Source organism: Rhodococcus sp. BP-316 (assembly GCF_019836105.1).
In the GTDB taxonomy this organism is placed as follows: domain Bacteria; phylum Actinomycetota; class Actinomycetes; order Mycobacteriales; family Mycobacteriaceae; genus Rhodococcoides.
Map to the genome: position 1 here is coordinate 93,852 of NZ_JABUEE010000007.1, position 14,420 is coordinate 108,271.

8 protein-coding genes are annotated in these 14,420 nt (G+C 60.3%); 3 read left to right on the forward strand and 5 right to left on the reverse strand.

Going from position 1 to position 14,420, the window contains the following annotated elements; all coding sequences use genetic code 11:
• Positions 1 to 46: 46 nt before the first annotated feature.
• The 3 genes from HQ312_RS22235 to HQ312_RS14795 all read left to right on the forward strand — a co-directional run bounded on the left by HQ312_RS22235 (position 47) and on the right by HQ312_RS14795 (position 8,999).
• Positions 47 to 2,332 carry an AAA family ATPase gene (locus tag HQ312_RS22235; protein ID WP_222639060.1) on the forward strand — a complete coding sequence of 762 codons (2,286 nt, stop codon included), beginning with the start codon at positions 47 to 49 and terminating at the stop codon, positions 2,330 to 2,332.
• Positions 2,332 to 4,596, forward strand: a complete 2,265-nt coding sequence (locus HQ312_RS14790; RefSeq protein WP_222639061.1) for a DUF2357 domain-containing protein — start codon at positions 2,332 to 2,334, stop codon at positions 4,594 to 4,596. Before HQ312_RS22235 ends, HQ312_RS14790 begins: the two co-directional genes overlap by 1 nt.
• A 536-nt stretch (positions 4,597 to 5,132) precedes the next feature.
• Positions 5,133 to 8,999: an SIR2 family protein gene (locus HQ312_RS14795; protein ID WP_222639062.1), complete on the forward strand. Its 3,867-nt coding sequence runs from the start codon at positions 5,133 to 5,135 to the stop codon at positions 8,997 to 8,999.
• A 113-nt stretch (positions 9,000 to 9,112) separates the two neighbouring features.
• Here HQ312_RS14795 and HQ312_RS14800 read toward each other — a convergent pair whose 3' ends face one another.
• From HQ312_RS14800 to HQ312_RS14820, 5 genes are all read right to left on the reverse strand, one after another.
• Positions 9,113 to 9,574 carry a transposase gene (locus HQ312_RS14800; RefSeq protein ID WP_222639063.1) on the reverse strand — a complete coding sequence of 154 codons (462 nt, stop codon included), beginning with the start codon at positions 9,572 to 9,574 and terminating at the stop codon, positions 9,113 to 9,115.
• A gap of 809 nt (positions 9,575 to 10,383) precedes the next feature.
• Positions 10,384 to 11,193 carry an ABC transporter ATP-binding protein gene (locus HQ312_RS14805; protein WP_222639064.1) on the reverse strand — a complete coding sequence of 270 codons (810 nt, stop codon included), beginning with the start codon at positions 11,191 to 11,193 and terminating at the stop codon, positions 10,384 to 10,386.
• Positions 11,194 to 11,201: 8 nt separating this feature from the next.
• On the reverse strand, positions 11,202 to 12,227 hold the full coding sequence (locus HQ312_RS14810) for an ABC transporter substrate-binding protein (RefSeq protein WP_027504834.1): 1,026 nt from the start codon (positions 12,225 to 12,227) through the stop codon (positions 11,202 to 11,204).
• A gap of 40 nt (positions 12,228 to 12,267) precedes the next feature.
• Positions 12,268 to 13,137 (reverse strand): ABC transporter permease, encoded by an 870-nt coding sequence (locus HQ312_RS14815; protein ID WP_222639065.1) that lies wholly within the window; start codon positions 13,135 to 13,137, stop codon positions 12,268 to 12,270.
• A gap of 116 nt (positions 13,138 to 13,253) precedes the next feature.
• Complete coding sequence (locus HQ312_RS14820; RefSeq protein ID WP_222639066.1) at positions 13,254 to 14,285, reverse strand: LacI family DNA-binding transcriptional regulator; 1,032 nt, start codon at positions 14,283 to 14,285, stop codon at positions 13,254 to 13,256.
• Positions 14,286 to 14,420 lie beyond the last annotated feature (135 nt).

Below are 14,420 nucleotides of genomic sequence, written 5' to 3' on the forward strand. Positions count from 1 at the left end.
TCCAGCCTTATATGAGGTAGCAGACCGGTTCAGGAACAACGGTTACGTGGACGGGACGTCGTTCTTCGACCCGACGCGGACAGCCTGGACGAAGATGAATTTCTCCGCGTTGGAGGAGCTGTTCGTGAACCGCCCGGACATCAGCGCCCAGAACTACCTGTCGAAACTTGAACTCCAGATGGACGGCGCAACCGACGACCAGATTCTGTTGATGGCAGAGCTTCACCTGCTCTACCTTCTGCCGTCGCACTCGGTGGGTCCGCATCGTCGTCGCGAGATCGTCGAATCAGTACTAAAGTTAGGCAAGGATCCTTTCGTTCTCGATTCCGAGTTCGACCAGGCATTCGAAGTCGCCCACATTCGACCCGGCACGTTCTGGTCTACCCGACGGGACCTCCACATCGGGTACCTCGTCCGCGTCGGCGTCACGTTGTTTGAGGCGTACTCGTCGGTGGACGACCGTCGGGATCTGTTCGACGATCCGTGGATGTTGAAAGACTTCCTGGAGTCGGTACCGGTGAAAAGCGCTACCGCGCAACGCGAGCTGCTCCTGCACTTGATGCATCCATCGGTGTTCGAACCGATCTCCAAGATGGCGGACAAGGAACTCATCGTCACTCGTTGGCCCGAGCTCGCCGGCAATTCGGACGACATCGACCGTCAGCTCATCGAGATCCGCACCCAGCTGACCCCTGACTTGGGTGACGACTTCGACTACTACTCACCTGAGATTCGACCCCTGTGGCACCCGGCTCCCAAAACTTTGCCGCCGGCGGCTGGGACCGACGCCAAATCACAGCCTGCTCGTACACTGGTCGTGTACATGACCGACGCGTCCAGCGCGAACTACCCGTTCGGAGGGGAACGTGGGACGTGGGCGTTCAAGAAGGAGCCGACCGACGACAACGACCCGCGGGTCGGAGACCACCTCCTTTTCGTTTTCAAGGCAAAGTTTGGCCCGCGGCAGTCACCGGAACAGTTCATCACTCAGCCGGTCGAGAGGGTCGTGCGGGCTCGCGTAACCCGCCCGATGGTCGTCACCACGAATTCCTTCTGGCCCGACGAGAAGCAGGGCGAAGTCGTCTATCCCTACCAGTTCGGATTCATCGAGCTGGAAAGCGTCGACAACGTCGCGGCCAAGTCGGGGTTGATTGCCGATCCACGTGTGATGATTGCGGCCAAGGCATCGGCATCGGCTGGCGGACAGCCAGTTCTGATCGACGGGCAGATGACTTTCGCGTCGCCGGTTGATGAGGAGGAGGACACGTTGCCCATCGCGGAGCTCCTCTCCGAATTCGCAGACGCGACCGAGGTGAGTGGTCTGAACTGGGGCTCGGAGCACGATCACATCACCGGAACCCTGATCGCGTCCTTGCTCACGAAGCGCTTCGCCATCCTTAGCGGACTGTCGGGCTCAGGTAAGACCAGGCTGGCGATTGCGTTGGGGCAGTGGCTCGGTGGCGATCGGTACCGCGTCGTCCCGGTCCGGCCGGACTGGACATCACCCGATGCAACCCTGGGCTATCGCGACGGTTTGATGGGTGCGGCGCACGGGAAGGAGCGATGGCATGTCCCCGAGGTTCTCGAGTTCCTCATGCGTGCACGATCCGAACCCACCATGCCCTTCATCCTGCTTCTCGACGAGATGAATTTGGCTCATGTGGAGAGATACTTCGCAGAGATGCTGTCGGGGATCGAGTCGGGGGAGCGGGTAGTTCCGAACCTGTTGCGTACTGAGACGGGTTGGGAACCGATCTCGGAGCCTTCACACGTGGCGTGGCCTCAGAATGTCTTCGTGATCGGCACCGTGAACGCCGACGAGACCACCTACGCGTTCTCACCCAAAGTCCTCGATCGCGCGAACACCATCGAGTTTCGAGTGGCATCCGACGCCTTGCAAGCAGGGTTGGGGGCCATCGCACCGGTGCAGCCCGCCAGCGCTGCCACAGCCAGATCGTTCCAGGTTCTATCGGAGTCGGACTCCCTGCTGGAGGGATCCGAGAAGCTGCAGGCCCGTCTCCGGGAGTTGCACAAGCTACTCGCCGAATACAACTTCGAGTTCGGGCACAGGGTGTTCCAGGAAGCGGTCCGATTCCGGTGGTTCGCACTTGAGGGCCGATTGTGTGACACCGATGCTGAAGTCCTGGATATCCAGATGATGCAGAAGATCCTGCCGCGCATACACGGAGCCCAGCGTCGTGTGCAGAAACTGTTGGACGGGTTGTATGACTTCTCGTCGGATCAGACTCACACACTCCCGCGAACGATGAGGCGTATCGATCGCATGCGAGACCTGCTTCACGCCAACCACTTCGTCTCTTTCACCGACTGATGTCGTTCAGCCTCGACCTGGAGCTCGATGTCGGCACGACCGTGCCGGCGATTCTTCGAGTCACTGCAAAATCAGAGAGCGACCTGGTGCTCCTCTCGGCGAGAGACGGCGTCGACTCGGTGGGCGGATACCTCACTGCGGATGTCCGTGACGATGCAGATGTCGAGACCGGACACGCGGGCGAGGCCGTACTTCAGCTGATGGAGGACGTCGAGTACGAATACGTTCTCTCGGCCCCCGGCGCGGAGGTGTTGGGATTGCACCCTCAGTCGTTCTGGAGCGGGATGGCGGATGTACCGCTGCACGGGCGCCTCAAGCCACGCCGATGGATCGGCACGGCGGAGCTTCGAATCGAGTGCTCGACGCGCACAGCTGTGCTCCCTGTGGAAGTACGATCACGGAAGCTGTTGTATCGCAGTGAGTATCGCTGGATGCTCGCAGGGATCTTCGACAAGCTGGTCGACCTCGTTCTTCACGCATTCTCACCGTCGGAAGTCGCGGCATTCACCACGTCGTCCGACGGGCAGGACGCTCGCACCGTCTACCAACGTTTCGCTTCCTTGACAGCGAGGCTCCGGTCCACCGATGTTCAAGCCGCGCTCGCGCGCATCAATAGAGACCCGCACAGGCTCCACGAGGCCTACGAGGAGGAGCGACCGCTCCAGCGAGCGCGAGCCAATCAGCGAACGCTCACCCGTTCAGCAGGTAAAGGGGACCTATTCGTCGCGCTCGGAGGGGCGCCGATTGGCTTTCCGCGCAGGCTTGCTTCGACCGCGTTCAAGGAGACGGTGGACACACCGGCAAACCGGTTCGTGCGCTTCATGCTGGAGGAGTGGCGCGACCACGCCCGCACGGTGCGCGCGATCTTGGACTCGGCCCCCGTCGATCTGGACAGCCGCATCAAGGGCCTGATGCTGGCTGACGATGTCATGAGCGAGCTCGACGAGCACCTCGCGTCGCCTGTGCTGCGCCACGTCGGACGGTTCGATCCTGCCAGGACGGCCACCAATGTGGTCCAGCGACGGGCGGGATACCGCGAGTTGTACGCGCAGTGGCTGCAGTCCCTTCTGGCGTTCGAGGTGTCCTGGTCGAGCGACGACCGCATCCCGGCGGGCACTCGTGACATCGCCCAGAGCTACGAGACTTGGTGTTTCCTCCAGGTACTCGCCATCGTGGAGCAGATCTCCGGTGAGCAGGCCAGCCTCTCTGGGGCCTACACCGTGTCGAAAGGTGGTCTACAGATCGATCTCAGCCGTGGGCGAGTCTTCTCGCTACAGACCACGTCGTTCGGGGTACCGATGACCCTGGCTCTGCATTACAACAAGAGCTACTCGACCTCCGCCAACGGTAGTTGGTCTGTGGGCATGCGGCCCGACATCACGCTCGTCATCACGCCGCACGACGACAAGGCTGCTGAGGTCATCGTTCACTTCGATGCGAAGTATCGGATCGATACCGTGGGTGTCGCGTGGGCAGATGCGGCAGAGGACGAAGATGTTGTCGAGGAGCCAGGCACCGCCAAGCGTGCGGACATCGAGAAGATGCATGCATACCGAGATGCGATCCGACGCTCGGTGGGGTCGTATGTACTTTTTCCTGGCCGTGATGAGGGCGGTCGCACCTATGAGCCGTTCACAGAGCTCGTTCCCGGTGTCGGTGCGTTCGGGTTGAGACCCACCACTGACGGGTCTGCCGACTCCGGCCAGGCCGCGACGATCCGCCTGTTCTTACGTGAGCTCGTCACACACGTTGCCAGTCGCAGCACGAAGCGATTCCGTGCGGACTACTGGGCACGCGAAGCCTATGGCGAGAGTGTGGGCACGGGCTTGCGCCACAGCCTTCGGACTGTGCCGCCGGCCGATGTGTCGGTACTGCTCGGCTATGTGAAATCTCCTGCTCACCTCGAATGGACGATGCGTCACGGCCGGTATCTGCTCCGTGCTGACCAATCCCGAGCAGGCGCAGTGAGCCACGACAGCGCAGCGCTGCGAACCGACTTGATCGTCCTGTGGAGTGCGCAAAGAATCGAGAAGGTGCTTCGGTCGGGATCGACCGTGGAAGTCGTCACCTCCCACGACGAGTTGCTTGCCGACTATCCCGACCGCCACTCAGCCAGCCCCACCCGGACATACTTCGCACTGGTCCACGGCGGCTCGATCGGCGTGGACGTCGAGGACTTGCAGGTGGCCAGCGTGATAGGCGCTCAATCAGACTTCGGCGCACCGGTGGTGACCACGTTCGACGAAATCTGTAAGACTGCCTGATGCCGCCATCTCACCCGCGCGCTGGTTAGCCGTACAAACCATACATAGTCTCTGAAGTAACACAACCGAGCCGACGCATGTCAAGGAGTGATCAACATACTGCGACACCTTGACTGTTAAGCAGTCGGACGCGCATCTCGACGGGCGATGACTCATAACAGTGGAAGTCTGCCAAATCGCGAGTACTGTTCGTCTCATGACACGGCAAGACGCTTATCTGGAGCAACTTTCTCGGGATGTTCAGGCAAATCGGATCGCGATCTTGCTCGGAACCGGAGTTACACGTGCATTCACGGGCGATGCGCCCGCGGCAGACTGGAAAGGTCTACTGCGAGACGGCCTGCAACATTTCGCTGAAGGACCTACTGGTCGGCGAGCTCAAACGCATCTTGACACGCTAGAGGACAATCCTGATACGGACGATCTCATCACAATCGCCCAGTGGGTGTTCGCAAAGTTTTGGAGGAGGCAATTCGGGTGAATACCGCAATTGGATCCGGCGAACCGTGGGTTCTCTACCTCGCGGGAAAGATCCAGTGCTCGCAGCAGCCCTGCCGGATGTAGATTACGTTTTAACCACTAATTATGATGACACCTGGCAGGACGCATATCCAAACCGGAAACCAATCCATTGGCGTAGAGAACTAGCCGCAACTGTGTACGACAGATCACCTCGAGAGGCCGTGTTTCACTTGCACGGTCATCACGATGACAGCGAGTCGATTATTTTATCGGGGCAAGACTACGGACGTCTTGGGAATAAGGGTGTCTCGCTATCCGTCCTTCAAACAATTCTCATGGGGAATTCTTTGTGTTTAATCGGATGCGGAGCTGGGACCAATGACCCGACTCTTGGCCAACTTCTTGATTGGCTGAGCAGCACTCAAGGCTCTTCACCGGAACGTCATTACTTATTCTTGCCAGACAATGAGGCTGAACTTTTCGACGACAAACGCGACTTTGACAGCAGGTTGACGCCGATCGCTTACGGTCCCGATCACTCAGCATTGGGTCCATTCTTGGACGGGATTTTCAAAGCACAACCGCTTGGACCGCAACCGGAACAAGCCGTGGAACTTCAAGCGAAGAGTGCCACCCGTTCAGTAGGAATACATTCCGAGAGAAAAAGCGGATCAAACTCAGACGCAAATCAAGCGCTCGCGAGTCTACTTGGAATTGATTCTTTACCGGAAGGCTTTGCGACTGAGGTAGAGCGTGAACTCGGCTCCCTTAGAGTCCTGAATGATTTTCAATCCAATGCCCTGTACGCAGGGGGGAAAGCGGCATCTGACCGCACATCAGCCCTATTTTGTGCAGTTACTGGCACCGGTAAAACTACCTTGGCGCGGATCGCAATGAACATAGCCGTAGCAAACAAGCGCACTGCCGTTGCGTTGTACCCGACGAAAGCAATTGTGCGCCAGGAGTATGAGAATTGGACGCCTTGGAGCGATTACTGGAATCAGAATCGAGATCAGCAGTTCAAGATTTATGCCGCTAGCCGCGATTTCCCGGACAGTGATCGGCCTGTCGCTCGAGGCCAGTTCGACGTGGCGGTTGCGATCTACGAAAAGCTAGGCGTGTATCTCGTTAACGGAAGAGAGCCGTTGAGCAGGACTTCTCTTCTTGTGGTCGACGAATTTCAAACATTAGCAGATGGTAGCGAACGGGCATCTAAGCTTGAAGCGATTTTAACAGTTGTAAAGATGCTACCGGCCGAGGTGAGACCTGCTCTGCTTGGCCTGTCGCCGAGCCTTGGACTATCAGCGACATCATTGTTAAGAAAATGGTGGGGTATCGATTCATCCGCGTTATTGTCATCGAACGAGCGCCCGATACCTTTGGACACGTTCGTAGTGGACTCGGTTGGTTGGGTAAAGCAACGGGATTCGCACCTATTGAACATAGAAGGTGCCTCTCCGCCAGCCGCGGAACCGTACACCGAGCATGGTCTGACCGAGAGAGCGAAACTCACCGATCAAACAACTTCAAATATTGAAAAATTGGGAATAACGCAGAGTTTAGCTGCCACTTTGGTCGATCTTCTATTGGAACAAGATGACAATCAGCGGATAATTTGCTTTGTGGCCACGAGGAGGGCAGCAAGCGACCTGGCCATAGCGATACAAAAGCTTATCTTGGGACGCACATTTACGCCCACTAAGGGTTCACCCTGGGCAAACGGCAGATACGCGTCGCCGCAACCGCCGAAGGATTCTCACGAGCGTTACTCAACGTTGCGAAACTCTGATATTCCAGGAAAGGATTACATCCTGCGCGGCCTTCTGCATGGTGTCGCGCCACATAGCGCTGAGTACGCCCCTAGTTTTCGTCGGATACTTGAAGATGAGTTCCGCAGCGACACTGGCTTACTCCGCGTGTTAGTAGCGACAGATACTTTGGCAATGGGGATTAATCTACCAGCAGACGTAGTGATCGCAACATCAATCTCGGGGTATGGAGGTCCGGACGGATCCAAGGTAATCCTCTCGCCTGAAAATCTCGACAATAAAGCCGGTAGGGCGGGAAGGCTGGGCAAATCAAAATCCTCTAGAGGGTCCTTCTACCTCTTGGTCCCAACTCTCAATGATTTGCGCGACGTCGACACGACACAAACGGAGAAAAATGCTCTGATCAAAGCCGAGTATATTACAAGCAGATTTGTCCGGGGCCTTCGAAAATCGATAACAATAAGGTCAAACTATAGAACGCCAGAACAAATAGCAGCACTTGCGCTGCAGGTGCTTAGTGTTGACGGCTATGGGCGAAGGCCAGAAAGTTTTCATAGCAGGATTGACGAGATTCGCTCGGCACTTCTGCTTGCTGCAGAGGATGGTGTTGAAGTCCCGCCAGCATCGTCGCTCATCGAAGAACTTCAAGCAAGGCAACTTCTGCACGAGCGCGCGGATGGCAAGATAGCGGTGACAGGTTTGGGTCATGCTCTAGCACATTCGAGTCTAGAGCTTGGAATGGCCAGCACTTTAGAACGCGTGGCGCGATTCGCATGCGCAAATGCTGGAGATATAGACTTGCTGTGGAATACATGTCGCAGTAGGGCAATTCAGGGCGCAACGAGATGGATTTCGTTACCTCCAGTATCGGCACGGCACCTACCGTCTTTGAAAGATTCCGTTATTGAAATAGCAAACGCCTACTGCGCAGATACAAAAGATAAAAGAATGATAAGCGCACAACGCATATCGGACGGCAAGGCTGAGTTTCCTTCGTCTTTAGTGGAATCGGGTTCTGTGGTGTTGTCGGAAGAATTGCGAAATCTACTGGACTCGGACGGCGAACATGCGAGTGATGCTGATGTCAGGGCGCTGCTACGAGCGGTAGTAGCTTTCGAATGGTCTCGGGGAATAAAGTTCTCCGACATACAAAGGCGTCTGCAGCAGTGCATCAAAAGCGAAGAAGCGCTCCGACCTCGTGAGAAAGAACCGCGAATAAAACTGCATTATTCGGATGTTGAGCAGCTGTGCGAGCAAATTGCAGGTGTTCTTCGTGGCGCAGCCGAAGTGGCGATTGGTGTCGACGGCGCGAGCTACACCACAAGAGTTCTGGGTCTGGCGGCCGAGGTCGAGTCAGGTTTGCCATATTGGTTGGACTCGGTTCGTAGACTTAGGTACGACTGGTTGCACCGCGAAACGCTGTCGTTCCTCTGGAACTCACCACCGCTGGAGGATTCTTTATCGACTTTATTCGACGATGTGGCGTTAGTTTCTCATCCCGGTATCCCCAAGGGCGCCCTCGAAGAGGCGAAGCGTGCTTTAGCTGTACGCGAACAGGAGGAAGTCCTGAGTAGGAGTCGGGTCGGCCGGAATTGGTCCCACTTTTCCGTGCCGAACGGTGGAGGTGAAAGTTTCGGGGACGTAAGCGAGGGATTGTATCAGTCGAAGCATCCGGCGGAGTATCTCCAAATATTGGACTCGTTAGCTGAGGATATGGGAGTAATCGTCTCCGATCGAGAAGGTAACGAGCATTTCGTAGAGTCGCATTGGTCGGTGAATTCCAAGGCTGTGGACGTGTGCGTACCGCGACTAAAGAATCTGACTTCGGCTGCGGTTGAATCGGTCATAAATAATGGCAAGAAGCTCGTTCTGCTCGCGGCGTACATCACGCCTGCGGCACTCGTTTCTGTTCGAAACGCGACCGGTGCAAGGTTTGTGACAGCTGAGCAACTCCTGACTTCAATCGCAAAAGCTTCTGAACGCATCGGGGAGGGCTACAATGCGGACGATCTAATGGAGCTGGTTTCGAGCCTGCGCGGTAGCGGCGTGGAGTCCGATTCGTGGTACGTCACCGACCGGCCACTCGGAGGGAGCCCGCCATTTACTGGTTCTTTGCCGAATCTTGACCCGGCGCTGTCACTGAAGGGGGTTGATGACGACACCTCTGCTTAGTTCTATCCCGCGAGCAGTCTGTTATTTTGGAGTGGTCTGTCCGTTGTCGGCATTGCCCAGGAGTTGGTGCTTGAAAGAATTGAAGTCTTAGTGGGAAACAGGCGCTTCCGCTCTTATAGCGCGTCGAATGCTCGGGTGAGGTTGCCGCAGCGTAGCAGTGATCGGATGCGGTATTGGGTGAGGCTGCGGAACCTGGGGGCGTTGCGGCGCAGTGCTTCGGGCCGTCCGTTGATTGCTTCGATCGGGCCGTTCGAGGCCCGGTGAGTGAAGCAGGCGAGGATGTCCGCCCGCCGCTGGTGCAACGTCCGACCCAACTGCGCAAGCTCCTCAAGCCCGTCGGGGACCTCGGCGCGAATCGTGTCGATCAACCGGGTGAGCATCCGGTGCCCCTGCCTCGGGTCGGGGTGCGCATACGCGGTAATCAACCGCGGATACAGAGACCAAGTCACCTGCACCCGAGGGTGTTTCGGGTCAGCGAATGTCCCTGCCAGCATGGCTTTCCGTTGATCCGACAGCAACGCTTCGCGGGTCCGAAGGGTGCTGCATCGACCGCGATCGAATTCACGGTCTGCCACGAGAGATCCAGTTCGCGGGCGATCGCGGCGGCGGTGGCCCGGTCCAGGATCAACCGGCGCACGATGTACCGGGCGCAGCGGCGTTTGGTGGTGCAGCCCGCGCTCGCAAGTCGATCCGTGCTGTGACAGAACACCTTCCGCGTGCATGAAGTATTCGTGCATCGGTAGCGCGTGACCCGCAGCTGCAGCGGGTGCCCCGCCACCGGAACATCGGTGACTCGGCGTCCGGTGCGGTCCCGATACGTCCCGACCGTCCCGCAGGCCGGGACACGTCTCGGGTGCGGTGGTGGTCAGATCGCAGAACACGACCGTGGAATCACCGACGACCGCTGCGTCGCGGATCGTCACCCCGAGTCCGACCGTTCGAATGAACGCGAATTGCCACGGCAGGAGCAAGGACGGCAGTAGTGTTGGACCCGGGGCAGGGGTCTTTGGACTGCTCGCGGAGGCGTAGCTGGCGCGGGTCTTGTTCGGTCGCGAATTCGTGGGGGTGGATGCGGTCACCCGGGATCTGCGGATCGGAGCTTGAGCAGACTCGGCTCAAGAGATGATGATCGAGCGGGCTGGCAGGGTCTACATGTTGGCGCACAGATCGAAGCTGGGGCAGCGGTCTTTCCACTCCGAGGCGCCGTTACCATAGGGCGTGACGCTGGTTACGGACTCTTCGCCCCGTCGGACCAGCTCTGTGACTTCCGGGACGCGGGGTGAAGGTCGTCGCCGTGTGATGCTTACGGGCTGTGAGGCGTTTCGCTGGCACCGTGGCGACCGAGGACGATGACCCTGGATGGCAGCGCCATTGATCAGCAGTACTAGTCCGCCCCCGTCGTGGCCCCCAACAGATCCCTCACCGTATTCGCAACGGAGATGAACTCGGCCTTCTCCATCGTCGCGCTGTACTCCCGGTGCGCCGGGAGGTCCACGTCGAGGATGGCCACTATCCGGCCCGGCCTGGGGCTCATGACCACCACCCGGTTGGCGAGGTAGACGGCCTCGGCGACGGAGTGGGTGACCAGCATGACCGTCGTCCCGGTCTCCCGCCAGATGCGGTGGAGTTCGACGTTCATCTTCTCGCGGGTGAGGGCGTCGAGGGCGCCGAAGGGCTCGTCCATCAGCAGCACTTCGGGCTCGTGCAGCAGCGCCCGGCACAGAGAGACGCGTTGCTGCATGCCGCCGGACAGTTCGTGGGGGAGTGCTCCCTCGAAGCCCGTTAGGCCCGTCATCTCGATGAGCTGATCGGCCTTCGCCGCGGCGGCCTTTTTGTTCATGCCGCGCATCTCGCCCTGGAGCAGGATGTTGTTGCGGACAGTGCGCCATTCCAGCAATGCGGCGCGCTGGAAGACGTAACCGATGTTGCGCTGCGGTCCCTTGACCTCGCGGCCGGCCAGTTCAACCGAGCCGCGGGAGGCGCCGGTAAGGCCGGCCACTACTTTGAGCAGTGTGGACTTGCCGCAGCCCGACGGGCCGGCGATGGAGACGAACTCACCCTTGCCGACCTTGAGGTCGACGTCGGACAGCGCGGTGACGTCGCCACGCTTGGACGAGAACTGGACGGTGAGGTTGTCGACCGAGACGGCGGTGTCGGTGACGGTGGTGGGCCGTTCGTGGGTGATGGCGCTCATGTCGTCGCTCATTCCTTGCTGGAGGTGAAGGAGGAGTCCCAGTACTTCGACGGCTCGGCTCCGACCTCCGTCAGCCCGGCGTCACCGAGGATGGAGATGGTGTTGGTCCAGTCTTCCTCGGCGTTGACGCCCGGTGCCTGGCCCTCGGTGTTGGCGGTGGTGAGCAGCGGGATGGTCTCCTGCCACTGCTGCAGCAGCACCGACTCCGGCGGGGTCTGCGGGTCCTTGCCCACCATGGCCTTGACGGCCTCTTCGGGATTGGCGATGGCCGCTTCGAACGACTCGGTGGTGGCGTCGACCATGGCCTGCACCAGTTCCGGCGAGCTCTCGATGGTGGAGGTGTTGGCGATGAGGCCGTTGCTGAAGAAGTTCAGGCCCTCGTCGGAGTAGCGGAGGTAGCGCATTTCGCGGCCCGACTTGTTCGCGATGTTCGGTCCCTGGTCGTGCGCGAAGCCGATGAGGCCGTCGACCTGACCGGACAGCATCGCGGCGATCTTGCCCGCGGAGTCGAGGCTCTGCTGCTGCACCTGGTCCTCGGGGACGCCGGCGCGGTCGAGGAAGATCGGGAACGTGGTGGTGGGCGCGTCGCCGGCGGAGACGGCGATGGTCTTGCCCGCGAGGTCGGCGGTGGTCTGGATGGGGCCGTCGGCGTAGACCTGGACGGCCGAGGGCGTCGTCTGCAGGAAAACGCCCAGGCTCTTCACCTTCACGCCCTTGTCGATGTTCGACATGACGGCGGCGGAGTCGGCCCAGCCGAAGTCGGTCTGGTTCGAGCCGGCGGCCTGCGCGGTCTTGGTCGAGCCCTGACCGGCGGTGATGGTGAGGTCGATGCCGTGCTTGGCGAAGATCCCCTCCTGCACGCCGTAGTAGAACGGTGCGTGCTCGCCGTAGGGGTACCAGTTGAGCATCAGCGACGTCGCGGTTGTCTCACCGTCGGCGCCGGGAGCCTTCTCCGCACCGCCACCGCCGCCGCCACATCCGGCGAGAGCGAGCGACGCGGCTACCGCAGCCACGAGGGCAGTCTTGAGCTTCATGGAAGTCTTCTTTCGAGGAGGTGTGGGTGAGGCAGCCGGGTCACACTGCGCCGACGGACGCGGTGGAGCGGCGCGATGCATGCCAGGGGATGAGGAACTTCTCGGCGATCTCGATGACGAGGAACAGCAGAATGCCGAGCAGAGACATGATGATGAGAGCGGCGAACAGCATTGCGGTGTCGATGTTCCCGTTCGCCTGGAGGATCACGTAGCCGAGTCCTTCGTTGGCGCCGACGAACTCACCGACTACCGCACCGGTCACCGCGAGCGTCGCCGCGATCTTGAGGCCGGACATCAGCTGTGGCAGCGAGGCGGGAAAGCGCACCTTGCAGAACGTCTTCCACTTGCTCGCACCCATCGTGGATGTTAGTTCGAGGATCTCCGGGTCGACCGACCGCAGGCCCGCCATGCCGGCGATGACGATGGGGAAGAAGGCCATGAGGACAGCGACCAGGATCTTGGGGCTGGCGCCGAAGCCGAGCCACACCACGAACAGCGGTGCGATGGCGATCTTCGGGATGACCTGAGCGAAGAGGATCAGCGGGTACATCGTCTTCTCGATCGACGACGAGTAGATCATCACCACCGCGACGGCGATGCCGACCAGGCCGGCGATGACGAAGCCCGCGATGGTCTCGTAGGTGGTCACCCAGGTGTGGCCAGCGAGGTAGGACGCGTTGTCCACCATGGTCGACCAGGTGTCGCCAGGAGACGGAAGGATGTAGGGCGCAACCAGTTCGGTGGTCGTGACCGCCCACCACGCGACGACGAGCGCAGCCACGAGAGCGAGGGGCCGCCACAAGCCGGACCAGGTGTTGCGGAACGAGGGAATCCGTCGACGACGCGTCGGCGCGGGATGCGGTGCCGACGGTGCAGCGAGTGGGGCCTCGACCGACGTTGTTACCGCCATGAGGAGTCCTAAAGCTAGTAGTGGTGCGGGTCCGACTACCCCCGCTGGAATGCGCTTTCCGAAGCTGTGGCCGAATCTAATGTGATGGCGCCCACAGTGTCAAGGAAACCGGACAACTACGTGCTCAGGGCGCTGCTCGCGCGCAGGACGACCGTTCCCGGTGCGTACTCGTGCGCGTCGAGGGCGCGGTCGGACGGGTCGAGTGCGAGCCGTACGGCGCGCTCGCCGATGTCGACGAGAGACAGCGCGACCGTCGACAAGCTCGGGACATGGTCTCGTAGGGTGGGGATGTCGTCGAAACCCGCGACGCAGACGTCGGCAGGAACGCTCAGGCCCAGCTCACGCCACGCGGCGATGGCTCCGATGGCCATGACGTCGGTGACGGCGAAGACGCACGGGGGAGTGCCGTGTCCGGGCGTCAGTTCCAAGGCTGCCGCGAGGCGTCGGGCCGCGCTGTAACCGCCGTCGCGGGAGAAGTCGCCGGCCACCTCGATCTCCGGGGTGATGCCGTGGCGGCACAGTGCTTCGACGAATCCATTACGACGGTCCGCGGACGTGCGAATGTTGCCCGGGCCGCCGATGATCGCGAAGCGTCGATGGCCGTGCTCGTACAGTGCTTCGGCCAATACCGCTGAAGCCGAATGATTCTCGGGCTCCACAGCCGCTCCGAACGGCATCGGCTGGCCGATGACGACGACGCGGCCACCGTTGTCTCGATACGCCTCGAACTCGCGTTCCAGGGCGCGGTCGAGGTCGCCGCTCTGCCGCGACCCGGCCAGGATGATGGCGTCGGCACGGTGGGAGATGAACGTACTCACCGACTGCCGCTCGATGGCGAAGTCGCGCTCGGTGCTCGCGAGCAGGACGAGTTTGCCGGCGTCGCGTGCCTCGTTCTGCACGCCGCGGACGATGGAGGAGAAGTACGGGTCGGCGACGTCGTGCACGACGAGACCGATCAGCCCTGTCGACGAGCGTGCCAAGGCCTGAGCCTGGGCGTTTGCGATGTAGCCGAGATCAGCTGCGGCGGCACGTACTCGGTCGGCGACACCCTCGCCGGGCACCCTCGACGAGCCGTTCAGCACCCGTGAAGCCGTGGCCTGGGAGACGCCGGCCGCTGCTGCCACGTCACGCAATCGCACTGCCGCCATGCTCGCCACCCCCACGAAATCGTTGCGGTCTGCCGGTACCTGTTGACCGATCGACCTCGACAGCATAGCTTGGAAAGCGCATTCCGAATCTGACTTGCTCCCTCGACGCGTGCAGGACTTTCCGCCGCACCGTCT